We start from the raw sequence: 18,460 nt of genomic DNA, 5'->3' as shown, positions 1-18,460 counted from the left end.
GCGGCGGTGAGTGGCGGGATCGATCCGCGCCTTCTGCGCTTCTACAATGACGAACTCGCCTATCTTCGCGAAGAAGCGCGCGCGTTCGGCGAAGAACATGAGGCGGTGGCCGGACGGCTGGGGCTGAAAACGCCGACGGATCCCGACCCCTATGTCGAGCGTCTGCTCGAAGGGGTCGCCTATCTCGGCGCGCGCGTTCAGCTCAAGCTGGCCGATCAATATCCCGAATTCACCCAGCATCTGCTGCACGCGATACAGCCGCACTATCTGGCGCCGACACCGTCGATCTGCATCGCCGGTTTCGAACCAAACGGTGGCGATCCCGCGCTGATCAAGGGTTATGTGGTGCCGCGGGGAACGCCGATGGTCGCGACCGCGCATGATCAGGGAGGCGTTCCGGTCGAGTTTCGCAGCGGGCACGATGTGACGCTCTGGCCGATCAAGATCACGCAGGTCGAATATCTCGCCAGCCGGGCCGCAGTCGCGCCCTTTGCGTCGAGCGCGAACGTTCGCGCGGAAGCTGGGCTCAGGCTGCGCTTCGAAGCGATCGACGGTGTCGATTTGCCGCAGATACTGCCCGACTCCTTGCCGCTCTATCTGGCGGGATCGGAGGCGGTGCCGGCCGAGCTGTATCGACAGATCATCGGCGAAACGCTGGCGGTGGTGGCGAGGTCGGCCGATTCCGCGGAGGGGCCGAATGGGTGGCTGAAACTGCCGTCGCCAGGCCAGGTGGGGTTTGACGATGACCAGGCATTGCTCCCGGTCGAGTTGCGGTCGTTCCGCGGTTATCGGCTGCTCACCGAATATTTCGCCTGCCCCGAGCGGTTTCTGTTCGTCGACCTGAAGGGCCTCGGGCGCGCCTTTGCCGCCAGTCCCAAGGCTTGCGACGTCGTGCTGCTGTTCGACCGGACCGCACCGGTGCTGCACAATGCGCTCGATCCGAGCAATTTCCGCTTGTTCGCCACCCCGGCGATCAACCTGTTCGAAAAACAGCTTGGCCGGGTGCAGGTGTCGCGGTTCGACCATGAGCATCACGTTATCCCGGACCGGGCCCGGCCGCTCGATTTCGAAGTGTTTCGTATTCTCGAGGTGCAGGCGCATCGTCCCGACAAGGTCGATCCGCGCACGGTCGCGCCGCTCTACGCCTTCGGCGCGCTGCTCTACGACTGGAACGAGGCGCTGTTCTATACGACGCAATTGCGCCCCCGGCGCCTTTCCACGCGCGAACAAAGGCTGCGGCGGCGCGGGGAATATACCGGGACCGAGACCTGGATCGGCCTCACCGCGCCCGGCGACGCCACGCGCCTGGACGGCGTTCAGGAACTGGCGGTGCGCGCATTGGTGACCAACCGGGAATTGCCCGAATTGCTGACCTTTCGAGGCGACCAGCATTTCACCGTCTCGGGGCTTCCGACCCGTGCGGTCAGCGTGTTGCGGGCGCCGACCCGCCCGCGCGCGCCGCTTGGCATGGGTGACGCGGCCTGGCGCGTGATCGGTCATCTGACGCCGAATTATGCCACCCTGGCGCCTGAAGACAGCGATGACCCGCAAGTGTTGCGAGATCATCTCGCCTTATACGGTCGACAGGATGATGCCGCATCGCGGCGGCAAGTCGATGGCGTTGTCGGGATTCGATCGTCGAAGGTCGCGCGGAGAGTTCCCGGGCTCGACCGCATGGCGATCGCGCGCGGGCACCGGATCAAGGTGACGCTTGACGACACCGCATTCGACAAGGGGCGAATGTTCCTTTTTTCGGCAGTGCTCGAACGCTTTCTCGCCGAATTCGCCAGCATCAATTCATTCACCGAAACTCACGTCAGAAGCGCCAACGAAGGGGAGTTCCAGCAATGGCCGCCAAGGATCGGGCGCCGTCACACCATCTGACGTTTCTCGCCAGCGTGGCGGCGCAGACGCGACGGTTCGGACTGTTCCCGATCGCGCGGGGCGCGGAGGCGCGCGCGCCGGATTTGCCACGCATCGGCCGGGCGCGGCGGCCAGCGCAGAACATCGTCGATTTGTCGCAAGTCCCGACAATGGCGTTTCCCGATTCCACGCTCGACGAGGTCGAGATCGTGAAAGGGCGCGCGCGCGTGAGCGGGTATTGGTTGGGGCTGACCGGACCGATGGGACCGCTGCCGTCGCACATGACCGAATTCGCGTCGTTCGAGCGACGCTATGCGACGACCCGTCCGTTTGGCCGCTGGCTCGATCTGCTTGCCGGGCGGATGCTGCAATTCTTCTTTCGCGCCTGGGCGGATTCGCAACCGACCGCACAAGCCGATCGGCCCATGGAGGACGGATTTGCGTCCAAGATCGCGCACCTCACCGGCGCCACCGAAGGCGTTGGTGAGGACGCAGCTTTTCCGGCGCGCGCGCGCATTCATTACGCTGCGCTGTTCGCCTCGCGGCGAAGCGCCGGCGGGATCGAGGATTCGATCGGGCACCTTATCGGGCAACGCGTCACGGTGCTCGAATATCAGCCGCGCTGGCGCGATATCGAAGCCGAGGATCGCACCCGGCTGGGGCGCAGCTTTTGCGCGTTGGGGTCAGAGGCGGTGGCGGGGACGAAGGTCAGTGTCGCTTCCGATGCGTTTCGGGTCGTCGTCCGGGCCAGTTCTCGCGCCGATTATGATGCGTTGCTGCCGTCCGGCGCGCGCTTCCGCATCCTGTCCGAGGCGCTTGATGCCTTCGCGCCGAGCCATCTCGAATGGGATGTCGCGATCGAGGTTGCCGGCCGGCACACGCGCCCGGCCCGCCTTGATGCCGGCACGCGCCTCGGCTGGACGGGGTGGGTGGGTAAAATCAATGACGACGTGATTTGCGCCGACGCGCATCTCCGTCGTCGTGTGCGACAAGAGGAACTGGCATGACCGAGATCAGCCGCGCATCGCTGTTCGGACGGCTCGACGCAGCGACGTTGAAGGCGATCGAATCCGCGACGAGCTTCGCCAAGATGCGGGGAAACCCCTATGTCGAACTCGTTCACTGGGTGCATTTGCTGCTGCAGGATCCGCAGGGCGACGTCGCCGCGATCCGCACGGCATTCGGCATCGACGATGCGCGGCTTGCGCGCGACGTGATCGCGAGCCTGGATATCCTGCCGCGTGGCGCATCGGCGATCGCCGATTTTGCGCCGCAAGTGGAAGAAGCGATCGAGAAGGGCTGGCTTTACGCGTCATTGCAGTTCGGTGCGGCCAGGATCCGTTCGGGCCATCTGATTTACGGGATGCTCAGGACACCGACGCTGCGCAACGCCTTGTTCGCGATGAGCGGGGAATGGCGCAAGATTTCCGTCGATCGACTGGGAGCGGAATTCGCGTCGATCGTGAAATCGTCGGGTGAAACGACCGAGATAGCCACACCGGACGTGGGAGCCGGCGGGGGCGCGTCGGACTCTTCGCCCGGCGAGGCCCTTGCACGCTTTTCGGTTGATCTGACGGCGCGAGCGCGGGCCGGGGAGATTGACGCGGTCGTGGGGCGGGATGCCGAAATCCGGCAGCTGATCGATGTTCTGTTGCGCCGCCGGCAGAACAACCCGATTCTGGTTGGCGAAGCCGGGGTCGGCAAGACCGCGGTGGTCGAAGGGTTCGCGCGCCGCATCGTCGACGGCGATGTGCCGCCGCCGCTGCGCGGGGTTTCGCTGCGGTCGCTCGATGTCGCGCTGATGCAGGCCGGCGCCAGCGTGAAGGGCGAATTCGAGAAAAGGCTGCGTCAGGTGATCGATGAGGTCGAGAATGCCGCGACGCCGGTTATCCTGTTCATCGACGAGGCCCATACCCTGGTTGGTGCCGGCGGGCAGGCGGGCACGGGCGATGCCGCGAATTTGCTGAAGCCCGCACTGGCGCGCGGTCGGCTGCGCACGATCGCCGCCACCACCTATGCAGAGTATCGCCAGTATTTCGAAAAGGATCCGGCGCTGAGCCGCCGCTTCCAGACAGTCCAGGTCAGCGAACCGGAAACGACCGTGGCGATCGATATGCTGCGATCGGTCGTGCCGGTGATGGAAGCGCATCACAGCGTCGTCATCCTCGACGAAGCGGTGGCCGCCGCTGTGACATTGTCGCAGCGTTATGTGCCCGCGCGGCAATTGCCCGACAAGGCGGTCAGCCTGCTCGATACCGCCGCGGCCCGTGTCGCGGTATCGCAGCATGCGACGCCCGCGCCCGTGGAGGATCGGCGTCGACGGCTCGAATTGCTGGAGACCGAGCGCGGCGTGGTCGAACGCGAGACCGAGGGGCGCTATCGCGACGATGACCGGCTTGCCGCCGTTGATGCGGAAATCGCCGCCGCGCGGGACGAGGTCGCAAAGATCGAGGCGAAGTGGGCGCGTGAGAAAGACGCGCTGAACGCGGTGATCGCCGCGCGTGCCGCGCCGGACGATGCCGAGACGACCGGCGGAGACGATACGCTCGAACCGGCGCTCGCGGCACTGGCCGATGCGGCGGGAGACGATCCGATGGTGTTCGGTGTGGTCGATGCCGACGCCATTGCCGCGGTGGTAGGCGACTGGACCGGGATTCCGATCGGCCGAATGGTCAAGGACGAAATCGCCAGTGTCCTGACCATCGCCGACCGGTTGAAGCGCCGCGTCGTCGGACAGGATCATGCGATGGATGCGATTGCCAAACGCATCCAGACCAGCCGCGCCAAGCTCGACAACCCATCCAAGCCGGTTGGCGTGTTCATGCTGTGCGGGCCTTCGGGGGTGGGCAAGACCGAGACCGCGCATGCGCTGTCGGACCTGCTTTTCTCCGGCGATGAGTCGATGATCGTCATCAACATGAGCGAGTTTCAGGAGGCGCACACCGTCTCCACACTGAAGGGCGCCCCGGCCGGTTATGTCGGCTATGGCCAGGGCGGCGTGCTGACCGAGGCGGTGCGGCGGCGGCCTTATTCCGTGGTGCTGCTCGATGAGGTGGAGAAGGCACATCCGGATGTCCACGAGATGTTCTTCCAGGTGTTCGACAAGGGTTTCATGAACGACGCCGAGGGGCGGCATATCGATTTTCGCAACACGATCATTCTGCTGACGTCGAATGTCGGGACGGACCTGATCATGTCACTGACCGAAGACGAGGAGACGGCGCCCAATGCGGAGGGGCTGGCCACCGCGCTTCGCCCCGAGCTGCTCAAAGTATTCCCGCCGGCCTTGCTGGGGCGCTTGCTGGTCCTGCCCTATTATCCGCTCAGCCCGGATATGCTGGCGGGGATCGTGCGGCTCCAGCTCGGACGGATCGAAAAGCGCATTGCCGACAATCACGGCATTGCGCTGGAGATCGGCGCCGACGTCGTCGACCATATCGTCGCGCGCTGCACGGAAATTGCGTCGGGCGGGCGGATGATCGACGCGATCCTGACCAACACCATGCTGCCCGAGATGTCGGTGGCGCTGCTCGAGCGCAAGATGCGCGGCGAAGAAGTGACCCGGATCAGGCTGAGCGTCGAGGGCGACGGATTCAGTTATGACTTTGCCGGCGGTCCTGAGCCGGTCGTGGCCGTAGTCGAGGAAGCGACGGCGTGACGAGAACCGGGGCGGATCGGGCCGATGCCGGTCCGGTTCCACAATAATTGCCGGCGCACGCGATCATCAGGGCACCGATTGGCAAGTGTGGCGTTAGCAGCGCGACGACATTGTTTGCGGCCGGTGTGCCGCTTGCGATGACAAACAGGGAGGTGCGGTATGGTTGCCAATGGTGAAGAACCGCCGGTCGCGGTGAATGCTCGACATGGGCAAATCATGATTGCCTGAAATACGACATCCCGGTGACAGAAGTTCGTCGCATGACATCAAAATTTGGAAAGATGCATCGACAAGGGTTTGATGTTGCTGATTGATCCGTTAAACAGTGGCGGCAAGTAAAAGGGGATAAAATGGCTCGGCGACGGATGTTGCACGGTTGGATTGGGCTTGCAGGAGCCGCAATTTCCGCCTCGGCCGGTTCCGCCGGCGCGCAGGTATTGCCATCGCGTCAGGAAATCACGCCACCAACCCCGGATCGGCAGGCCGAATCGAAGGCGACCGTCGATGCACGGGGCGCCCTGGCGGTACCCAATTGTCCGTTCGAGAACTCGCCGTTGCGGCTCACGATCAATCGCATCGAATTGTCGCGGCCCGATGGCTCGCCGGTTCAGCCGGAAATCGCGCGCGCGCTCGCCGACGTGGTCGCGCCAAGTGGCGAACAGACACTCAAGATCGTCTGCGAGATCCGCGATCGGGCGAATGCGGCGCTGCGCAGAGGCGGTTGGGTCGCGTCAGTGCAGATTCCGCCCCAGGAAATCACTGGCGGCGTGCTGCGCTTGCAAGTGATCACCGCGCACATCGTCGAGATCCGGGTTCGCGGCGAGGCCGGCCGATATGAGAATATCCTGCGCCGCCGCCTCGCTGCGATCCAGGCGCTCGATCCCTTGAACGAACGCGAGGCGGAACGTCTGCTGTTGCTCGCGGGTGATATTCCCGGCCTCGACGTGGCGCTCGCCCTGCGCCCGGCCGGTGCGGAACAAGGCGCGGTGATTGGCGAACTGACAGTGAGTTCGCGCCGCTATGCGCTGTTCGGCAATGCCCAGAATTATAATTCAAAGCTGCTCGGGCGGGAAACGGCCTATGTGCGCGGTGAAATCTATGGCCTGACCGGCATGTCCGACCTGACCTATTTCGGAGCGTCCACCACCGCCGATTTCAAGGAGCAGATCATCGTCCAGGGCGGCCATATCTTTGGCGTCGATGGGGGTGGTACGACATTCGGTGCGCGCGCCAGCTATGCTTGGTCGCGGCCCGATCTCGGTCCGTTGGATCTGCGGACCAAGACGTTCATCACCGGTTTCGATGTGATCCATCCGCTGGTTCGAACGGTACGCAGCAATGCGCGCCTGCGGGGCGGTTTCGATTTCGTCAATCAGACGTCGAACCTGGGCGCGGGAGACGCCGCGGTCATATTGTCGCGCGACCGGCTGCGGATCGGATTTGTCGGCATCGATGTGGATTATCAGGGGCTGACGAAAAGCGGTGCGCCTTCGTTCTCGTACGGCGCGTCGGTGGAATTGCGTAAGGGACTGGGCATCTTCGGTGCGAGTGATCGCGGTTTCAAAAATGGCATATTGACCTCACGGTTCGACGGCAATCCACAGGCTTTTGTGGTGCGCGCCGCAATCGATGGGCTGCTCCATATCGGCCCTATTTTCAGCATCATGGCCCAGGGCCAGGCACAGTGGACCAAAGACCCGCTGCTGAATTACGAAGAATTCGCGCTCGGCAACCTGACGATCGGACGCGGCTATGATCCGGGCTCGAACAGCGGCGATCGCGCGCTTGGCGGCCATGGCGAGATCCGGGCGGAGTTGCCCATCACGACGGCGTTCGGGACGCAGTTCTACGGATTCTACGACCATCTGTACCTGCGCAACCTCGATCGCAATTCGATCGAAGGGCCGCGACATTTCAACAGTGTCGGCGGCGGTGTGCGCCTGTCGCTGCGCAACCGGCTGGTGCTCGACATCGGTTATGCCAAGCCGCTCGATAAAGCGCTGTTGATCGACCATCGAAAGCCGCCTGCGCGCGTGCTCGTATCACTGACGGTGCAGTTTCGCGATCCGGCGCGTTAAGGGCATGTCGCAAAAGATAGGATTTGCTATGAAAAGATCCGGGCTACGCAGCGGCATGTATGTCCGGCACCGGCGCTGGCTGGCGGCAACCACGGCAATCGTCGGGTTCATGGCGCTGCCAGCCCATGGTCAGTCGCTGCCCAATCCTGGCACCGCGACCGGCAGCAATAACGGCAGTGCGCCGGTCTTCAATCCCGGGAACAACCGGCTCGACGTATCGCTGCGTGCCGATAACACGATCATCAACTGGAACGACGGGTTCAACATCCCCGAAAACGGTACCGTTCGTTTCGACCGCGGCTTTGGGTTCAAGGCTGCGGTGCTGAACCGGGATTTGTCGGGCAATCCTTCGAAAATCCTTGGCACCTTGTCGTCGGGCAGCAACGTCGCGGTCTGGGTGATGAACGGCAGCGGCATCATGGTTGGCAGCAAGGCCAACATCAATACTGGCTCGCTCGTGCTCAGTACGCTCGATATGACGGACGCGGATTTCCTCGATCGCAACGGCAATTTCAAGCTGAGCACCGCCGCAGGCAGCCAGTCCGCGATTACCGTGATGAACGGTGCGCGGATCAAGGTTGAGGGCGGCAATCGCGGCTTGATCATGGTCGCGCCCAAGATCGATGCTTATGGCAGTTTCGATGCGACCGATCAGGATGTCGCCTTCATCACCGCGAGCGATGTCGATCTGACGTTCAACGCCGGCAGTCCGCTGTCGATCAAGATCAATCGCGGCACCGCGGTCAGCGGGCGCAGTCAGCTCGTCCGCGGCACGGTGGCGGGGGCGGACGCGTTGTTCGCGCTGGCATCACAGGCAACCGTGACCGACGCCCTGCTCCAGGTGGATGCGAGCGTCACGACCGCGACCTCCGGCACGCGCGGGATCGTCCTGTCGGCCGGACGGCTGGTCAGCGCGGTCGACGGGGTGACGGTGGCCGGGACCACCGCGGATACCGGCGGCATTGCCAATCTGCTCGTCAGGGGCGACCTGACCAGCACCGACAATGGCGGCAGCGACATTCTTGCCGGGGCCACGGGCTCGGCGTCGTTCACTGGCGCATTGTCGTCGAGGCGTGATATCCTGCTGACCGGTGCGGGCGACGTGACGGTGGCCGGAGCGGTGACCGCGGGACGCGACTATGCGGTCGATGGGCGCACGGTGACCTTGGGGGGCGCAACTCCCGTGCTCCAGAGCGCCAATGGCGCAATCGACATTACGGCGAGCCGGTCGCTGACCGGCCTGGCAGGGCTCACGCTGCTGGCGAACGCGGACGGTTCGACGCAGAATCGGGAAGCGCTGACGTTGTCGGCGACATTCGATGGCACGGCGACGAACACGCCCTCCGGAACGATCAATTTTGCGCCGGGCACGATCCTGAAAGGTGGCGCAAATCGGGAATCGAGCATTCGTATTCAGTCCGGCGCAGCCAATGGCAGCGTAACGCTCGGCGCGGTGATCGCGCGCAGCCTGGTTGGTGCTGTGGGCGGCGGCGCATTCGACACCGGTATCGTGCGGCAGGCGGCGGTGACGACGGGCGACATAACGCTGACCGGCCAGATCAAGCTCCAGGGCACAACGCTCACCACTGGCGCGCTCACCAGCAGCAGTGATGCCGTTGCTTTGACCAGCACGTCCGGGGCGATCAAGACCGGCGCGATCGATGCCAATCAGGCCGTAACCCTGATTTCTGCCGGAGCGCTCACCACCGGCGCGATCCAAAGCGGTCGTTCGATCCTGGTCGATGCGGTCGGTGACGCTATTTTCGGGGGCGATCTCGACGCGGACGACGATCTCATATTGCGTGGGGCATCGGTCAGGCTGAATGGCCAGAACGTGACGAGCGGCGGCACGATCGACCTGCAAGCGCGGGTCGGCGGCATTTCGAGCGTCGCGGGGCTCAAGCTGACATCGACCAGCACCGACACGTCGGACTTCGTGCGATTGCAGGCTGCCGGGCCCCAAGGGATCAACCTGACATCGACCGGCCGTATTACGGCCGGCACGAACCGCGCGCTGCGGGTTGCCGTCCGCAACGAAACGAATGGCGCCACGCTGATTCTGGGGGATGTGACGGCACGCGCTCTCACTGGCCTTTCGGTGGCTGGTGGAAATCCCGCAACGCAGGCGGCGCCGATCGTCAGCAATGGCTCGCTGACGTTCGGCAATCTCAACCTCGTCGAGGGTTTCTCGGCGCGTAGCGATGGGGGCAGCCTCAGCGTCGCGAGCATTGCCGTGACCGGGGCAGGGCAGGGGATATCGCTGGCGGCGCCCGTCGGGGCATTGTCGATCCAGTCCACGATCCGCGCGAGCGGCGACGTGACGCTCGTTGGCGCCGCGCCGATCATTCTGGATACGGTCGAGAGCACGGACGGACGGGCATCGGTAACAAGCTCCAGTACGGTAAGATTGAACACGCTGGCCGGCGCGCTCGGGGCGTCCGCGACCGGCGCGGCCGTGATCATCCAGAATGTGAGTGGCGGGGCGGTATCGATCAATTCCACCGCAGGCGGGATCACCCTTGGCAAGGTCGATGGCGACGGCGTTGCGTTGAATGCGGTCGGCGGCAATATGTCGGTGAGCGATACGGTGACGAGCAGTGGATCCCTGTCGGCCACCGCGACCGGCGCGATCCTCTTCACCAAGGCGCTTCAGGCCAATGGTGGCGGTGTCACGATCAGCGCCGGCACCGGCGAGGCGGCAGTGCTCGGCGATGTCACCGCGGCGGGCGATTACCGGGTCACCGGCAAGTCGATCACGCTCGGCGGGCGGCAGGAGGCACGCGGCGCGGTGGCGATCACCGCGACCGGTGGCGCGATCGTCGGGCTGCCCGGCCTGGTGCTTGCGTCCGACACGGACGGCGTCAGTGGCGAAGCGCTCATATTGAGCGCGACCGGCGGCGGCATTTCGCTCGCCGCGAATTCGCTGTTGTCCGGAGGGAAGTTCCGTCAATCGGTCGTGACGGCCACGACCGATGCCGGCAATGTGGTACTGGGCGATGTGACGGCACGATCGCTGGCGATTGTGGCACCGACCGGTGCGGCCACGCCGATCGCGACGATTTCCACCCGCAACCTGTTGCTGTCCGACGGTTTCACCGCGACGGCGGCGAACGGTGTCACGACTGGCTCGATCAGCGTATCGGGCGGTGCAGTCACGGTCAACGGTGGTGCCGGTGCTGTCCAGACCGGGGCGATCTCGGCCGCCAACGCGGTGTCGCTTACCGGTGGATCGGTCGGCTATGACTCGATCTCCGGCCGGGGTGTGGGCATCACGGCAACGACCGGCAGTGTCACCGGCGGCGACATCACCTCCAATGGGGCGATCGATGTCAACGCCGCGCAGGGCACGATCAGTCTTGGCCGACTTACGGCGACTGGCACAGACGGCAATGTGACGCTGGCTGCGTTGGGGACGCTGTTTGCCAAGCGCGTGACGGCGGACGGAACCGCGACGCTCACCACCACCGCTGCCGCCGCCGATGTGCGACTGGAAGAAGGGCTGACGGCGGACGGAGCGGTCAATGTTGCGGCCGGTCGGGACATCCGCGCGCCGTTCATCGGCAGCACTGGCAGCACGCTGACGGTCAGCGCGCCGACCGGCGACGTGACCGGTTTCCAGAACGGCGACAGCATCGATCTGTCGGCGGGACTGGGCAAGGCCTTCTCGCTAACGGTCGGCCGTGCGGTTCAGCTGGGCAATATCGTCGGCGGACCAACATCGATCACCGCATCCTCGATCTCGGTCGGCGCGATCAATGTCGGCGGCAACGCGATCAGTCTGAACGCGAACGCCGGCGATCTGACCGTGCGTGGCAATGTCGTCGCGGGCGATACGACCTTCACGTCGACGGGCAAGACGAGTCTGCAGTCGGTTGCCGCGACCGGCACGTTGACGCTATCCGGCGGGACCGGGCTTAGCTTCGTCACGATCTCCGGGGCGAATGTATCGGCATCGTCCAGCGGCGCGATCACCGGCAGCGGGGCGTTCGCCTCGGGCGGCATGACGATCAGCGGTAATAGCCTGTTGCTCGGGGAAGCGCATGCGAATGGTCCGCTCGCACTGACCGCAACCAACGGTGATGTCGTTCTCGGCGGATTGTCCAGCGGCCAGGACATCACTGTCCTCGCCAGCGGTCGCGCCGCGGTCAATGGCGATGTCACCGCTGTGGGCAACTACCGGGTCACCGGCAAGTCGGTTACGCTCGGCGGGCGACAGGGGGCGGCGGGCGCGGTGACGATCACCGCGACCGGCGGCGCGATCATCGGGCAGCCCGGCCTGGTGCTTGCGTCCGACACGGACGGCGTCAGTGGCGAAGCGCTCATGTTGAGCGCGACCGGCGGCGGCATTTCGCTCGCGGCGAATTCACTGCTGTCCGGAGGGAAATTCGGACAATCGGCGGTGACGGCCACGACCGATGCCGGCAGCGTTGCGCTTGGCGATGTGACGGCACGATCGCTGGTGATTGCGGCACCGACCGGTGCGGCCACGCCGATCGCGACGATTTCCACCCGCAACCTATTGCTGTCCGACGGTTTCACGGCGACGGCCGCGAATGGCGTGACGACCGGCACGATCGGCGTAGCGGGTGGCGGGGTCACCATTGACGGGGGGGGCGGTGCTGTCCGGACCGGGGCGATCTCCGCCGCCAATGCGGTGTCGCTTACCGGTGGTTCGGTCGGCTATGACTCGATCTCCGGCCGGGGTGTCGGCATCACGGCAACGACGGGCAATGTCACCGGTGGCGACATCACGTCCATCGGCGCGATCGGCGTCAATGCCGTGCAGGGCACGATCAGCCTTGGCCGCCTTACGGCAATCGGCGCAGACGGCAATGTGACGCTGACCTCGGCGGGGACGCTGTTCGCCACGCGCGTGATGGCGGACGGGACCGCGACGCTCACCACCACCGCTGCCGGGGCGGATATCCTGCTGGCACAAGGGTTGAGAGCGAACGGAGCAGTCAATGTGGCCGCGGGTCACGACATCCGCGCATCGTTCATCCGCAGCACCGGCGGCACGCTGACGGTCAGCGCGCCGACCGGCGACGTGACCGGTTTCCAGAATGGCAGCAGCATCGATCTGTCGGCGGGACCGGGCAAGGCCTTCTCGTTGACGGTCGGCCGGGCGGTTCAGCTGGGCAATATCGAAGGTGGCCCTACCTCGATCACCGCATCCTCGATCTCGGTCGGAGCGATCGACGTCGGTAGCAACGCGATCAGCCTGGTGGCCAACAATGGCGATCTGACTGTGCGCGGCGACGTTGTCGCGGGCGATACGACCTTTACGTCGACCGGCAAGACGAGTCTGCAGACGGTTGCCGCGACCGGTGCGCTGACGCTATCCGGGGGAACCGGGCTGAGCTTCGTCACGATCTCCGGGGCAAATGTGTCGGCATCGTCCAACGGCGCGATCACCGGCAGCGGGGCGTTCGCCTCGGGCGGCATGGCGATCAGCGGCGGCAGCCTGCTGCTCGGGGAAGCGCATGCGAATGGCCCGCTCGCACTGACCGCAACCAATGGTGAAGTCGTTCTCGACAGCTTGTCCAGCGGCCAGGATATCACTGTCCTCGCCAGCGGTCGCGCCACGGTCAATGGCGATGTCACCGCCGGCGGCGCCTATAGAGTGACGGGTGCAAGCGTCGCGCTTGGCGATCGCACAGTGGTCCAGCGTGCAGGCGGAGCGATCGTCATCACCGCCCTGAGCGGTGATATCAATGCGCGGCCAGGGCTGACCCTCTCCAATCTGGGAGCGGGCGGGGCACCGGCCATCGTGCTGGATACTGCCGGCGCGATCGCGCTGGCGGGATCCGCGCTACGCACCAGTGGTGCGCTCGGGCTCCGCGCGGGTGCGGGGAAAATCATCGAGCTGGGGTCGATCGAATCGAGCAGCGTCGGCGGCTATGACGGCAGTGTCGCCGGTGGCGCGCTTCGTCATTCGGCATCGGTCACCACGGGCGATATCGTCACCGGCACGATCGATATCGGCTTGTCGGCCGGCGATCTGAAGACCGGCCTGGTCACGGCAACCGGCGCCGTGAACCTGGCGGCTGCGAGTGGCGGGATCACGACCGGCGCGATTCAGGGATCGTCGATCAGACTGAACGCCAGCGGCCTGTTGTCGGCTGCATCCGTGTCCACGTCGGGTGCCGCGGCATTGGCCGGTGGTGAGATTCAGGTCGATGCGGTTCGCGCCGGATCGATCCAGATTCGCACAGCAGGCGCGCTGTCGGGTCTCGGCACGGGCGGCACCTCGCTCCGGTCGACCTCGGGCGATATCATTGTCGATGCCGGCAACATGAAGCTGGGAACGGTCGATTCCTCCGAAGGGTTGGCGCTCAACGGCAACACGATCGATATTGCCGGCAAGCTGACCGCATCGCGGCAGGCACTGGTCAAGGCGCGCAGCACGCTGACGATGGCGGATGCGAATGCCGGCACCGACCTCACATTGGGGGCGGACGGTGCGATGACCGCCGGAGCGATCGCGGCGAACGGCGCGATCGCCGTTACCGGCCGCGGAATCAAGGTCACAGATGCGCGTGCCGGTGGCGCGCTGTCGCTGACCAGCGGCACCGACCTGCAACTCGGTAGCGGGCAGGCAGGAGGCGCTGCGACGATCGACGCCGTTGGGCTGGCCACACTCGGTGCACTGACGGCCGGGCCGTCGATCACGGTGCGCGCCGCTGACGTGGCGCTGACCGGAACGCAGCGTGCGGCCGCCGTCAGGTTCCAGAACAATGCCGCGGCGACGTCGGCGATGCGGCTCGGCGATGGCACGGCGGCCGGAGGATTCCGGCTGTCGAATACCGAGATTGCGCTGATCAACGCCGACTCGGTGCGGTTCGATCAAGGCGCTGGTACGTTGCAGATCGGCGCGATCACCTTTGGTACCGATAGCGGCCGACGCTCGGTCGATATGCTCACGACCGGTGCCGTCGCGGTTGATGGGACCGTCACCGGAAGTGGCCTGGGCCGCGTTTTCCGCATTGGCGGTGGCGCCACTGACGGCTCGGCAAGCGATATTCGCGTGACCGCCACCAGCAATGGGGGAGGACGTCTGCTGTTTGACAATGCCACGCTCGATTTGCGTGGTGACCGGATCGCCGTGGGATTGGCGTCAGGCTTCCTCAATGTACTCACGCCTGGCGCAGCGGGGAGCGCGCAGGCGCTCGCGCTGATCAACAACGGAAACTCGGCATTGTACAATGCCGGGCTCGGCGGCGGATTCTACGATCCGGGGGCGACCACATTGGTGTCCGCCCATAGCTTGAACATCCGCTTTGCCGATTTCGCGCTGTTCCAGAATACCGGCGTGCCCGGGCAGTTTGCGGGTCTTGTCCTTGGCGGAACACAGGCGTCTCCTGCGATGCCCGCCCTCACGCTCAGGACGACGGGCAAATCGGTCAGTGGCGGTTTCGCCATGTTCGGCATGATCAACGGCATCGGTGGTCCCGGCGCGTCGTTGCTGGGATCCGGCGTGATCGATATCGATCCGACGCTGTTGGGCAACAGCCGCATCAATGGTTGCCTTGCCGGATCGGGTGTCGGATGTCTCACCACGATCGTGATTCAGCCGGTGCTGCAAACGTTCGAATGGAGCAGTGACGATGTGTTCGGGGTAGCGCAGGACGTATCGACGCCCTTCGATCCGGTGGTCGGCGGCAACAATGAGGAATTATTGACCGGTCTTCCGGCGCTTTCGCCGGACCAACAGGACGAGGTCGAGGGGCAGAAACCATGATCCGTGGTGTCGCGTGCAAGATGACGTTTGTTGCAGCGGCCGTCGGCGTCCTCACCGGATGCGCGACGGTCACACCGGCTGCGCGGCTCGACAGCTTCAGCCTCGGGCGCAACCCGGCTGGTGAAGCATGTATCGCGTCGCGCGAGTGGCGTGATCCCGCCACGCCGGATACCTTTGCCCGCTCCTACACGATTACCTGCCAGAATGTGGCGGCAAGCCGTCCGCTCGGCTCGATCAGGGCGGTGGCGCGAACGCCCGCGGCGCTGGCGGCGATCGATGCAGGGGGAGAATGCGGCGGCGTTGCATCCGTGACGCTGGCAGGCGAACCGGCGACCGCGCGGCGCTGCTTCAGTCGCACGCTGGGGCTCGAGACAATTCGCATCGATCTGACGCGACGCGGCACGCTGATCACTGGCGAAGCGACGCCCGGGCTGGTCGCGCAGCTTGAAGAAGGATTGGCGATCATCGGCGGAGTTCGCGCGCCGAACTCCGATATCACGCGCCCGGTCGCGGCGACGCTGGATTCCGCGGTCCTGCCGCCACGGCCCGGCGCCGAGCCGGCATCGCTTGCGGTAAGCGACACGCCACTTGACGCCGCCTCGGGGCTGAATCAGGGAATCAGCCTCAATCACAAGGGCCTGTACGTCGATGCGTCGCGAGTATTGAACGATGCGATCAGCCGATTGCCTGCCGGCGCATCGCCTGCGGTGCGGGCCGAATTGCTGCTGGAGGCGGGGCTCGCAGATTCCAACATCCGCTTTTCTGACGCCGCACGCACTCATTTCGACGACGCCGAACGCGTCTTTGCGGCGGCACCCGGCACATTGACGCCATTCCTGGCGCATAAACGCGACACGTACCTTGCACTCGATGCGCTCAATCGACACGCTTTCAGCGATGCGCTGGGCATTCTCGATCGAATCACCAGTGCCCCCGTTGCGGCGGACCAGCCACTGCGCGATCCCGCGACCTTGCGGCTCCTGAATCAATCGCGCGCGGCGCGCGCCGACGCGGCGAGCGCGCTGGCAGTGCCCAATGCGGGGGATCTCGCGCGTCTGGCGCTTGAGGCGGAGGCAAATTACGCGCGCAGCGTCGCTCTGCTGTCGCGAGGCGACGAGCGGGGGGCGAGTGTCGCGCTTGATGCCTCCGCCAAGGCCTTTCGTCCGCTTTCCAGCGAACGGATCGATCAATCGCAACTGCTGTGGCTCGGCGCGCGGATTGATCGCCAGCGCGGTCGCTTGCTTGCTCGGACCGGCCGTTATGGTGAAGCGCTGACCTATTTCGATCGCGCGATCGACGCACTCCGCCGAGGCGCCCTGGCCAATGCGGGAACCGGAAACGAGCCGGCGATTGCAGAGGCCAATCTGGAGCGCGCCGCGGTATTCGCGCGGAGCGGCGCGCCGCGGGCGGAAGTGCGTGCCAATTTCGCCCAGGCGGTCAACGCGCTGATCGACGCCGGATCGACCTCGCTTGGCGCATCGATTGGCATGGAGGATTATCTCGACCTGCTCGTCGCGGAGGGCGCAAAGGCGCCGCAGTCCGACACTTTCGACAGCTTTTTCCGCGCCATCCAGGCAAGCGGAGAGCCGGCGGTCGCGCGCCAGCTGACTCAGTTGCAGACCGTCGTCACATCGGATCCGGCGGTCGGCAAGGCAGTGCGCGAGCGCGCCGATCTGGAGCGCGAGATCACGCGTCTGCGTTATGCTCTGGCCGGTCGTGTGTCGGGTGAAACCACACCCCGGGCCGATCTGGAACGGGCGCGGCAGGCTGCCGAGCAGCGATTGATTGCGATCGACGCGCAATTGGCCGGCGACGCACGCTATCGCACGGTCGAGGAACGGCCGGCGTCGCTCGCGGAAGTGCGCGCGGCATTGGCTCCAGGAGAGGGCTTCCTCAAACTCGCTGCTTTGAATCGGCGCATCTACGGGATTTATGTCACCACAGATCGTGCGTTCATCTATCACGTGGCTGACAGTGCCGCCGCCAAGCAAGCGGTGGATGGGCTAGCGACACGAGTCCGCGCCTCGATCGATGGCGACCTTGCGGTGGGAAAGCTGGTGCCGTTCGATGACGCTGCCGCCTACGCGCTGTATCGCCTGGTTACTGGCCCCGCGTCGGATCTGGTGTCGAAAGCACGCGCGATTGTGGTTGATCCTGCCGGCCCGCTTGAACGGCTGCCGATCGGCGCGCTCGTCACCAGTTATGACCAGAAGGCCGTGCGCGACAATCAATTCGATTTTTCAAAGACAGCGTTCCTCGCGCGGACCACGACGGTGTCGAACGCCTTGTCGCCGCGCTCCTTTCTCGTCGCGCGCGCCTTGCCGGCATCGCGTGCGCCCAAACCGTTCCTGGGGTTGGGTGAGCATACGCCACCGCCATCGGACGGTGCCCCGGCAGCGGCGCGCGGCATCGATGTCGGTTTCGGCTGTACAGTCGATTTCGGTCGTCTGGCGACCTTGTCTCGCGCGCTCAAGCCGATCAGCAGCCTTGAGCTGAGCATCGCTGCCGAAGCGCTGGGCGACAAGGGTGCGCCGATGATGATCGATGCTGCATTCAGTGATACCGGCATCAAGGAACGCACTGATCTTGCCCAGTTCGAGGTCCTGCATTTCGCCACCCATGGGCTTGAGGAAGGTGTCTGGGGATGTGCCAAATCGCCGCCCGCACTCGTCACCTCCTTTGGCGATGCGGCATCGGACGGACTGCTGAGCTTTTCCGAGATTGCTGCGCTACGGCTTGATGCCAATCTTGTCGTGCTGTCCGCTTGCGACACGGCAAGTGGTGTTCGCAACGAAGACCTTGCCCGCCAATCCGGGCAGGAAGAGGCCGGTGCCACGCTTGAGGGACTTGTGCGGGCTTTCCTGACCGCCAATGCGCGCGCGGTTCTCGCGACTTATTGGCAAGTGTCGGCAGAACAGGAGAGCGATGAGTTCATCCGGACATTCTACGCCAATGCGCGCAGCGGGACGATGGGCAATGCGCTGCAGGCCGCACAGCGGTCGCTGATGGATCAGCCAACCTATAGCCACCCATTTTATTGGGCGCCCTATTTCCTGGTTGGCGACAGCAATAAGCCGATGCTGAGCACCGCACCGGTCCAACTGACGCAACGGTGACAGA

General features: G+C 65.0%; 6 protein-coding genes. All 6 read left to right on the top strand.

The window, feature by feature from the left end; translation table 11 throughout:
• Nucleotides 1-6: 6 nt before the first annotated feature.
• The 6 genes from tssF (at nt 7) to OO12_RS23090 (ending at nt 18,456) form a co-directional block, all read left to right on the top strand.
• The gene (gene tssF / locus OO12_RS23115) at nt 7-1,884 is read left to right on the top strand and encodes a type VI secretion system baseplate subunit TssF (RefSeq protein WP_235364982.1); all 1,878 of its coding nucleotides are present in this window, start codon (nt 7-9) and stop codon (nt 1,882-1,884) included.
• Nucleotides 1,848-2,870 carry a type VI secretion system baseplate subunit TssG gene (tssG, locus tag OO12_RS23110; protein ID WP_034161128.1) on the top strand — a complete coding sequence of 341 codons (1,023 nt, stop codon included), beginning with the start codon at nt 1,848-1,850 and terminating at the stop codon, nt 2,868-2,870. Before tssF ends, tssG begins: the two co-directional genes overlap by 37 nt.
• Nucleotides 2,867-5,521 (top strand): type VI secretion system ATPase TssH, encoded by a 2,655-nt coding sequence (gene tssH, locus OO12_RS23105; RefSeq protein WP_034161127.1) that lies wholly within the window; start codon nt 2,867-2,869, stop codon nt 5,519-5,521. Before tssG ends, tssH begins: the two co-directional genes overlap by 4 nt.
• 437 nt (nt 5,522-5,958) lie before the next feature.
• The gene (locus tag OO12_RS23100) at nt 5,959-7,599 is read left to right on the top strand and encodes a ShlB/FhaC/HecB family hemolysin secretion/activation protein (protein ID WP_152616616.1); all 1,641 of its coding nucleotides are present in this window, start codon (nt 5,959-5,961) and stop codon (nt 7,597-7,599) included.
• A gap of 28 nt (nt 7,600-7,627) precedes the next feature.
• Nucleotides 7,628-15,340, top strand: a complete 7,713-nt coding sequence (locus OO12_RS23095) for a two-partner secretion domain-containing protein (protein WP_160296890.1) — start codon at nt 7,628-7,630, stop codon at nt 15,338-15,340.
• Nucleotides 15,337-18,456 carry a CHAT domain-containing protein gene (locus OO12_RS23090; RefSeq protein ID WP_034161124.1) on the top strand — a complete coding sequence of 1,040 codons (3,120 nt, stop codon included), beginning with the start codon at nt 15,337-15,339 and terminating at the stop codon, nt 18,454-18,456. Before OO12_RS23095 ends, OO12_RS23090 begins: the two co-directional genes overlap by 4 nt.
• Nucleotides 18,457-18,460: the final 4 nt, after the last annotated feature.

Source organism: Sphingomonas sp. ERG5, from assembly GCF_000803065.1.
Classification (GTDB): domain Bacteria; phylum Pseudomonadota; class Alphaproteobacteria; order Sphingomonadales; family Sphingomonadaceae; genus Sphingomonas.
This window is presented reverse-complemented; position numbering and strand designations above follow the sequence as displayed.